Genomic DNA, 8121 nt, shown 5'->3' on the forward strand with positions numbered 1-8121 from the left:
GACCGAGATTGGCTGAGACTGAGCAGGTGTCCTCCAAGCCAGCTCCACACGTACTCGTCCTCTTCGGCGCGACCGGTGACCTCGCCGCGCGCAAGCTGTTCCCCGGGCTGTATCGGCTCGCCCTCGCCAAGCGGCTTCCCGACCAGCTCGCGATCATCGGCAGCGGGCGGCGCTCGCCCGGCAGCGACGAGGAGTTTCGGGACCGGGTGCGCCAGTCCCTGAAGGAGTTCGTCAGCGAGATCGACGAGAGCGTCGCGGAGCCGCTGGTGGAGCGGATCCGCTTCGTCGCCTCCTCCTCCGAGGACGGTACGGCGCTGGCCGAGGCGGTGCACGAGGCCGAGGACCGGCTGGCGCTGGACAGTGGACAGACGGTCGGCGACGTACAACGCCTGCTCTATCTCTCAGTGCCACCGCAGGCCGTGGAGCCGATGGTCGGGATGCTCTCCCGCGAGGGGCTGAACGTCCGCAGCCGGCTGGTCGCCGAGAAGCCGTTCGGCACCGACCTCGCCTCGGCGCGCGAGCTCGACGCCGTGCTCAGCGAGGCGTTCGACGAGGTGCAGATCTTCCGGATCGACCATTTCATCGCGAAGGAGGCCGTGCAGAACCTGCTGGCGCTGCGCTTCGCCAACGGTCTCTTCGAGCCCGCCTGGAACCGGCACAGCATCGAGTCGGTGCAGATCGACGTACCGGAGGAGCTCACCGCCAAGGGACGCGGCAGCTTCTACGAGGGCACCGGCTGCCTGCGCGACATGGTCACCACCCACCTGTGCCAGCTGCTCGGGTTCGTGGCGATGGAGGATCCGCACGCCTTCCGCGAGGGCGCGATCCGCGCCGCGAAGGCCGCCGCCTTCGCCGCCGTCCGGCCGCTGGACCCCGAGCGGGTGGTCTTCGGCCAGTACGACGGCTATCGCGAGGAGCCCGACGTCGCCGCCGACTCCGACGTGGAGACGTACGTCGCGATCGAGGCGTGGATCGACAACGACCGGTGGCGCGGGGTGCCGTTCTACCTACGCACCGGCAAGGCCCTCGCCGCCGGACGGCGGACGATCACGATCCGGTTCATCGAGCCGCGGCACCAGTGGCTGCAGCCGGTGGACCCTGGTTCGGCCGAGCCCAACGAGCTGGTGATCGAGCTCAGCGACGAGGCCCGGATCGAGATCGACGTCCGGGCCAAGCGGCCCGGCCCCGGGATGGCGTTGACCGAGGGCGTCTTCCGCCTCGACCTCGCCGGTGACGTACCGGACGCAGGGCCGCTGGAGGCGTACGAGCGGCTGATCCTCGACGTCATGAACGGCGACCGGACCCTGTTCACCAGCGCGCGCGAGGTCGAGCGGCTGTGGGAGATCTGCCAGCCGGTCCTCGAGCACCGGCCGGCCGTGCAGAGCTATCCGCAGGGGTCCTGGGGGCCGGAGCCGGCGCTCGAGCTGCCGGTCGGCGGATGGCGGCTGGGTGCGACCCAGTCGAAGAACCTGCCGCCGGTCGAGGCGATCACGAACGAGCGTTGACGAGCCTCAGCTGTCCTCCATCCGGAAGCCGACCTTGAGCCCGACCTGGAAGTGCTGGATGTCGCCCTCCTCGACATGCCCGCGGATCTGGGTGACCTCGAACCAGTCCACGTGGCGCAGCGTCTGGCTCGCGCGGCCGAGGCCGCTGCGGATCGCGTCCTCGAGCCCGACCTCGGAGGTTCCGACGATCTCGGTGACGCGGTAGGTGTGTGAAGACATGGTGTTGCCTCTCTTGGTGGTCGACGGCCTCCAGGGCCCCAGATGATCCAGCGTTGTATCCACCATGGACGCGACGTGGAGACCGTGCAAGGGGCGGACGGAAGCCGAGATCCAGGCGTACGCCTCTGGCACACTGGTGGCGTGGGTGACGACACGGGCTTGATGCGTCTTGACGACGTGCTGGCGGCGCTCGGCAACGACGGAGTCATGGAGCGGTACGACGACGAGATCGTGCTCGCCGATGTCGTCGGCACCGTGGCCCGCACGGCCGACTTCGACGCCGACTTCTCCCCGCGCAGGCGCGACGAACGATGGCGACGTACGGAGGAGCTGTTCCGCAACGGGTCGCACCCGCCTCCGATCGACGTGGTCCGCCTCGGCGACAACCTGCTGTTCGTGAACGACGGCCATCATCGGGTCTCCGTGGCCAAGTCCTTGGGCTGGGACTCCCTGCCCGCCCGAGTGCGGCGGGTCTGCACGGTCGCCTTCGCCCTGTGCTGCCTGCGCATCTCGGACCTGCCGACGAAGGCTGCCGAGCGCCGGTTCCTCGAGAAGGTGCCGCTCCCCGACGAGGTGAGCCGTGGGTTGTGGCTGACCCGACCGGCGGACTGGGCCCGGCTGGCGGACGCGGCGCTGGCCTGGGGCTACGCCCACCACGACGCGAGCGAGACGGGACTCTCCGCACACGAGCTCGGTGCCGCCTGGTGGCAGCACGAGGTGCAGCCGTTGGTCGATGCGTTGCGCCGCGAGGGGGCGGGCGCGACGCTCTCCGACATACAGCTCTTCGTCACCGCCCTGGCGGCCAGGGACCGTCTCGGCGCGCTGGACTGGCCGGGCGAGCTGCTTGCCGCCGATCCCGACGCATCCTGCTGCCTCGGAGAGATCGAGGTCCTGACCACGGACGGCGCGGAGCCCGTCGAGGGCCGCTGACTCGACCCCGGACTCCCGCCTGAGATGCGCTGCGCCCCGGTCCTTGGACTGGGGCGCAGCGCATCCTCGCGTGCCGGGATCAGATGATGTCGCGCCCGTCACGCTTGGCCTGGCGCCACTCCTTGATGAAGGCGGACGAGATCACGTACAGCACGATCCCGGTCACGAGGGGCCACACGAGGACGTACGCGGTCAACAGCATGCTTTCCATGGTTCCTCCTGTTTCACGGGGTCGGATCGAGGTCGTCGTCGGAGTGCCGCGGCGGCTCGGACGCCGCCACGCTCGCTCCGGTCGCACCCGAGTCGTCGAAGTCGCCGACCTTGCGGTCGATGTCGGCGAAGTCGAAGTCCACCTTCGATCCGCGCGACATCGCCCAGCACACGAGCGTGCTGACCGCGTAGGCGACCAGCGAGCCGCTCAGCGTGGCGTAGTCGCGCAGGAAGCCGAGCACGAAGGGCGCCGAGACCACGGCTGCCACCGCACCGATCGCCACCGCCGGCCGCAGGCCGAAGAAGCCGAAGACCATCAGGCCGAGCACCACGCCGATCCCGATCACCGAGAGGAGCTCGACACCCAGGCCGGTGACTCCGGTGAGCGGGACCCAGCCGAAGCGCACCGGCAGGAACACCGCCAGCGCCGCCAGGACCGAGGTGGTGAACGCCGTGTTCGTCACCTTCTTCCAGTAGAAGCTGGCGATCACCGGGAAGACCAACGCTCCCCAGAGCGCACCCACGAAGACGAGCAGGTCCAGGATGTTGAGCTGGAAGCTCGCGAAGACCACCGCCAGGGCAGTGGCCACGACCATGGTGCCGCGCCCGACCAGCAACATCACCTTCGGGTCGGCCTCCCCCTTGCCGGCCACGTTCTGGCCGTAGACGTCGGCCATCGCGATCGACGCCATCGCGGCGAGGTCGGAGTCGGCGGTGGAGGACAGAGCACCGATGATCATCACGAAGAAGACCGCCAGCAGTGCGGCGGGCAGGTATTCGGCCGCCATCTGCGGGATCAGGTTGTTGATGTCGCCGCCGCTGGGCTCCACGCCCAGGTAGAGCGCCAGCACTCCGAGCATGCCGACACCGATCACCATGGAGCCGTAGCCGACGGTGGCGGTGACGAAGGTCGGCTTGATCAGGTCCTCACGGACCGCGAACAGTCGCTGAGCGATGGTCTGGTTGCCGATCGCGTAGGCCAGCACCGCGGCGATGTAGGGCGCACCCTGGTTGAGGAACGCTTCGCTGGAGAAGAAGTTCCCCTGCTGCGCGGTCAGGTTCGCCGCCCCGGTCTCGAACGCGGCCGGGAACCCGGCGGCGAAGAAGATGAACGGGACGATGATCACCACGGCGCCGAGCATGGCCAGCACCTGCACGAAGTCGGTCAGCACCGAGGCACGGAAGCCGGACCACAAGGTGTAGAGCAGTACGCCGCAAGCGATCGTGACGACGCCCTGAGTGAAGTTGAACGGCGAGAGCAGGGCGACCAGTACGCCGCCGGCGATGAAGTTGGACATCAGGCTGATCAGGCTGCCGACGAGGTTGGACCCGGCGAGCAGCAGCTGGCTCGAGCGACCGTGCCGGGCGTACATCACCTCGGCGAGGGTGTGGGCGCGCGGCGCCACCGCCCTGATCCTCTTGCCGAAGGGGTAGATGAACAGGATCATCAGGGCACCCCAGAGCCCGTAGTGGATCGGCCCGGAGATGCCGTAGGTGTAGCCGGAGGTCGCCGCGGCGTACATCGACGAGGCCCAGATCCAGGTGGCCGTCATGCTGCCGGCAGAGATACCGAAGCCGATGTTGTTGCCGGCGGTCATGTAACCGTCGGCGTTCTCCTGCTTCTTGCCGATCCTCAGTGAGATCCAGAACGTTCCTCCGTAGAAGAACAACAGCAGTGCGACGATCACCGGCACGCTGAACTGGGCGGACTCGAATCCGTCCACGTGAATTGCTCCTTGTCATTCCTTGCAGGGCACCCCGGAGACACACGCGTCTGCGCAGCCGTCATCTGCGCCCCCGCAGGAGGGCGCCGGGTGTCGATCGACCGATCGATCAGGGGAAACCGGTCCCTCTCGGTCGAGAGTCAACTCGCCGGGGTCCGGCCCAGCCGAGGTAAGGCTGTAGACGTCAAGCACCGTAACAGTTGCTGAATGTTCAACCGGTAGGTGCCCTCGTCCCGAGCTCCCCGTACGCCCGGGACGCCCCGACGATCGACGAGACGGCCCGGGCCGCGATCGATCTGGGCTCAGGGCACCATCCAGCCGAGCACGGCGGTCGACTGCAGCGCGACCAGGACGCACATGAAGGCCAGCATCGCGATGCTCCAGCCGAATACCTTGCGGAAGATCTCGCCCTCCTTGCCGGCCATGCCGACCGCTGCCGCGGCGATGGCGAGATTCTGCGGGCTGACCATCTTGCCGAGCACACCGCCGGAGGAGTTCGCGGCGGCCATCAGCACCTGGTCGAGCCCCGCCTCCTTCGCCGTGGTCACCTGGAGGAGGCCGAAGAGGGCGTTCGAGGAGGTGTCCGAGCCGGTCACCGCCACCCCGAGCCAGCCGAGGATCGGCGACAGGATCGCGAACGCGCTGCCGGTGCCGGCGAGCCAGGCGCCGATCGAGCCGGTCTGACCGGAGAAGTTCATGACGTACGCCAGGCCGAGCACCGCCATCACGGTGATGATGGCTGTGGCGAGCTGCTTGTAGGTCGCCACGTACGTCGTCACGACCGCGCCGGGGCGGATCTTCAGGCAGATCGCGGTCAGGATGCCCGAGAGCAGCAGCATGGTGCCGGCGGCCGGGAACCAGTCGAACTTGAAGCCGCCCTGGGCACCGGCGACGTCGCTGAGCCCCGGGAAGATCGCCGTCGGGGTGTAGTCGGTCCCGGAGAGGGTGAACGGCCGGTGGGCCAGCACGTCCTTGATCGCGGGGATGCTGACGATCACGAAGACCACGACGATGATCACGTACGGCAGGAAGGCCTTGAAGACCTCGCTGTTGCTGTCGCGCACCTCGTCGCCGTTGCCGCCCTTGCCGACCGAGCTGCCGACCGAGCTATCCGCCGAGCTGCCCACCCGGGAGCCCGTGGACGTACCCGCGGTGGCGCCGACCAGCGACTCGGCGAGGACCTTCTCCCGCGGCTGCCAGACCCGCAGCAGGCCCACGACGACCACGACCGAGAAGAGCGAGGCGATGATGTCGGCCAGGGGGACGGAGATGTAGTTCGAGGCCACGAACTGAGCGATACCGAAGCCGACACCGCAGAGAAGGGCCGGGACCCAGGTCTGCTTGAGACCGCGCTTGCCGTCGACCACGAAGACCAGGATGAGCGGCACGATGACCGCCAGGATCGGGGTCTGGCGACCCACCATCGCACCCAGGGTCTCGACGCTGAAACCGGTCTGGTCCGAGAGCGCGTTGATGGGCGAGGCCATCGCGCCGTACGCCACCGGGGCGGTGTTGGCGATCAGCGCGACCGCGGCCGCCTTGACCGGCTTGAACCCCATCGCCATCAGCATCACCACGGTGATCGCCACCGGCGTACCGAACCCGGCCAGTGCCTCCAGCAGCGCGCCGAAGGAGAAGGCGATGATCAGGGCCTGGATCCGCTGGTCGTCGCTGACCTTGCTGAACGCCCGGCGCAGCACGTCGAAGTGGCCGGTGTGCACGGTCAGGTTGTAGACGAAGACCGCGTTGATGACGATCCACATGATCGGGAAGAAGCCCGAGAGCAGCGCTCCCTGGGCAGCGGAGAGGATCGCGTCGTCGGCCGGCATCTTGAAGAGGGCGACCGCGACGATCAGGGCGATGCCCAGCGAGATGAGGCCGGCCTGCCAGGCCTTCATCTTGAGTCCGCCGAGCAGGACGAACATCGAGATCAGAGGTAACGCGCCGCACAGGGCGCTCAGGACGAGCGATCCGCCGACCTGGTCGGCTACTGGCTCAAACATGATGACTCCGAGGGGTCGTGTGTGGGAGATGGACGGAGAGGCTGCCCCGAGATGTGGTGGGTGTGTTGTCGGAGGAGGATCAGATGGTGCGGCTTCGCAGCTCCTCGGGTGAGGAGCCGCTGATCGAGGCATCGAGCACCTCGATCAGATGGGCCATCCCGAGCTGGTGTCCCTGCTCGGCGATCGACGAGGCGACCTGGAGCAGACAGCCCGGGTTGGCGGTGACGAGCACATCGGCGCCGGTGGCGACGATGTTGCGCGCCTTGCGCTCGCCCAGCTCGCGGGCGGGCTCTGGGTTGAGGATGTTGTAGATGCCGGCCGAGCCGCAGCAGATCTCCCCTTCGGCGATCTCGCGCAGCTCGATCCCGGGGATGCCCTTCAGCAGCGCCCGCGGCTGGGCACGTACGCCCTGGGCGTGGGCGAGGTGACAGGCATCGTGGTAGGCGACGGTGAGGTCGAGCGGGTGACGCTGGGCGACCGGGCCGAGCTCGTCGAGGATCTCGGAGATGTCGCGGACCTTGGCCTCGAACGCCTCGGCCCTGGCGGCGTACCCCTGGTTCTTCCCGGAGTCGTCGGCGAGCAGCCGGGCGTAGTCCTTGAGCGTCGAACCACAGCCCGCCGCGTTGATCACGACGTACTCCACACCGGCGTCCTCGAACGCGTCGATGATCCGGCGTGCGTACGCCTGGGCCTCCTCCTCACGGCCGTTGTGCACCGAGAGCGCACCGCAGCAGCCCTGGCCGGGCGGGATGAGCACGTCGCAGCCCTCGGCGGCGAGCACCCGTGCCGTGGCCGCGTTGACGCCGGGGAAGAAAGCGCCCTGTACGCAGCCGGTGATCATGCCGACCACCGCGCGCCGCGCCCCCACCGCGGGCACGTTTTCGGGCAGCGGCTCGGTATCCGTGATGGTAGGGGTGAGCCGCTCGAGCGCGGCCAGGTGCGGCGCCATCCGGTCGAGCAGACCGGTGTTTCGGAGCCTGCGGTCCAGGCCGGTGCGCTGCAGCAGCCTGAGCGGTCCACGCATCGCCCGGAGGCGTTTGGGGTGCGGGAAGATCGAGAAGATCAACGTACGCAGCGCCTTCTCCTTCGGCGTACGCGTGTGGTTGCGCTCGACCTGGGCGCGGGTCTGCTCGATGAGGGTGTCGTACTGGACGCCCGAGGGGCAGGCCGTCATGCACGACATGCAGCCCAGGCAGCTGTCCCAGTGCTGCACCATCGAGTCCGACATCGGCTCGCCCTCGAGGCCCTCCTTCATCAGGTAGAGCCGCCCGCGCGGGGAGTCCATCTCCTCGCCCCACAGCAGGTAGGTGGGGCAGGTAGGCAGGCAGAAGCCGCAGTGCACGCAGTCGTCGAGCAGCTCCTGGTCGGGCGGGTGGTTCTCGTCAAAGGCACCCAGGTCTCGGATGTCCCTCGCCGGCAACGAGTCCGTCATCAGATTCCTCCTACGAAGCGGCCCGGGCTGAGCCGGTGGTCGGGGTCGAACTCGTTCTTCACGCGCCGCATCAGGTCGAGCGCGGGCACCGGTCCCCA

At 68.4% G+C, this 8121-nt stretch carries 8 protein-coding genes; 2 read left to right on the top strand and 6 right to left on the bottom strand.

Annotated elements, in window-relative coordinates; genetic code table 11:
• Positions 1–26: 26 nt before the first annotated feature.
• Complete coding sequence (gene zwf, locus ACRDPS_RS07895) at positions 27–1505, top strand: glucose-6-phosphate dehydrogenase (RefSeq protein ID WP_431501079.1); 1479 nt, start codon at positions 27–29, stop codon at positions 1503–1505.
• Between the two features lie 6 nt (positions 1506–1511).
• Here the strand turns inward: zwf and ACRDPS_RS07900 are convergent, their stop codons facing one another.
• Complete coding sequence (locus tag ACRDPS_RS07900; protein ID WP_431501080.1) at positions 1512–1724, bottom strand: dodecin; 213 nt, start codon at positions 1722–1724, stop codon at positions 1512–1514.
• Positions 1725–1865: 141 nt separating this feature from the next.
• Here ACRDPS_RS07900 and ACRDPS_RS07905 point away from each other — a divergent pair, with 141 nt between their 5' ends.
• Positions 1866–2654, top strand: a complete 789-nt coding sequence (locus ACRDPS_RS07905; protein WP_431501081.1) for a hypothetical protein — start codon at positions 1866–1868, stop codon at positions 2652–2654.
• A 79-nt stretch (positions 2655–2733) separates the two neighbouring features.
• On the opposite strand, the gene ACRDPS_RS07910 is transcribed toward ACRDPS_RS07905, so the two are convergent.
• The 5 genes from ACRDPS_RS07910 to ACRDPS_RS07930 all read right to left on the bottom strand — a co-directional run bounded on the left by ACRDPS_RS07910 (position 2734) and on the right by ACRDPS_RS07930 (position 8112).
• The gene (locus ACRDPS_RS07910) at positions 2734–2865 is read right to left on the bottom strand and encodes a putative transporter small subunit (protein ID WP_431501082.1); all 132 of its coding nucleotides are present in this window, start codon (positions 2863–2865) and stop codon (positions 2734–2736) included.
• A gap of 13 nt (positions 2866–2878) precedes the next feature.
• On the bottom strand, positions 2879–4588 hold the full coding sequence (locus tag ACRDPS_RS07915) for a sodium:solute symporter family protein (protein ID WP_431501083.1): 1710 nt from the start codon (positions 4586–4588) through the stop codon (positions 2879–2881).
• A 302-nt stretch (positions 4589–4890) separates the two neighbouring features.
• A complete protein-coding gene (locus tag ACRDPS_RS07920) occupies positions 4891–6591 on the bottom strand; it encodes an L-lactate permease (RefSeq protein WP_431501084.1) in 1701 nt (566 codons plus the stop codon).
• Between the two features lie 79 nt (positions 6592–6670).
• The gene (locus ACRDPS_RS07925) at positions 6671–8023 is read right to left on the bottom strand and encodes a (Fe-S)-binding protein (RefSeq protein ID WP_431501085.1); all 1353 of its coding nucleotides are present in this window, start codon (positions 8021–8023) and stop codon (positions 6671–6673) included.
• Positions 8023–8112 (bottom strand): FAD-linked oxidase C-terminal domain-containing protein, encoded by a 90-nt coding sequence (locus tag ACRDPS_RS07930; RefSeq protein ID WP_431501086.1) that lies wholly within the window; start codon positions 8110–8112, stop codon positions 8023–8025. Before ACRDPS_RS07930 ends, ACRDPS_RS07925 begins: the two co-directional genes overlap by 1 nt.
• Positions 8113–8121: the final 9 nt, after the last annotated feature.

The organism is Nocardioides sp. (assembly GCF_050699375.1).
Taxonomy (GTDB): domain Bacteria; phylum Actinomycetota; class Actinomycetes; order Propionibacteriales; family Nocardioidaceae; genus Nocardioides.

Coding starts and splice junctions, on each gene's coding strand:
- ACRDPS_RS07910 (WP_431501082.1), bottom strand. CDS start 2,865: ATGGAAAGCATGCTGTTGACCGCGTACGTCCTCGTGTGGCCCCTCGTG.
- ACRDPS_RS07925 (WP_431501085.1), bottom strand. CDS start 8,023: ATGACGGACTCGTTGCCGGCGAGGGACATCCGAGACCTGGGTGCCTTT.
- ACRDPS_RS07920 (WP_431501084.1), bottom strand. CDS start 6,591: ATGTTTGAGCCAGTAGCCGACCAGGTCGGCGGATCGCTCGTCCTGAGC.
- ACRDPS_RS07900 (WP_431501080.1), bottom strand. CDS start 1,724: ATGTCTTCACACACCTACCGCGTCACCGAGATCGTCGGAACCTCCGAG.